At 60.6% G+C, this 302-nt stretch carries 1 pseudogene; it reads left to right on the top strand.

Annotated elements, in window-relative coordinates:
- Nucleotides 1–302, top strand: a pseudogene (locus tag NW835_RS11865) (RNA-guided endonuclease TnpB family protein); the annotation flags it as partial.

Genomic DNA, 302 nt, shown 5'->3' with positions numbered 1-302 from the left:
CAGAGACCACTACTCCCGCTTGAGAGCGGCTCTGCAACGCAAGGCCAGGAAGGGCCCACGCAGCAGTTGGCGGAGATGCCGGGAGCTGTTGCAACGGCTGTCTGGCCGGGAGAGATACTTTCAAGCTTGGGTGAACCATCGCATCTCCAAGTCCATTGTTGCTAGGGCACAGGCGACCCACCGTTTTATTGCCTTGGAAGACCTGACCGGGATTAGGGAGCGTGTCAACCAACAGTCATGCAGCAAGAGAGAGTGGCGGCGGTCGAACAGTGAGGCCTACGGCCCGCTAGCGCGAGGGGCGT

It is taken from the genome of Synechococcus sp. OH2 (genome assembly GCF_047462155.1).
Classification (GTDB): domain Bacteria; phylum Cyanobacteriota; class Cyanobacteriia; order Thermostichales; family Thermostichaceae; genus Thermostichus.
This window is presented reverse-complemented; position numbering and strand designations above follow the sequence as displayed.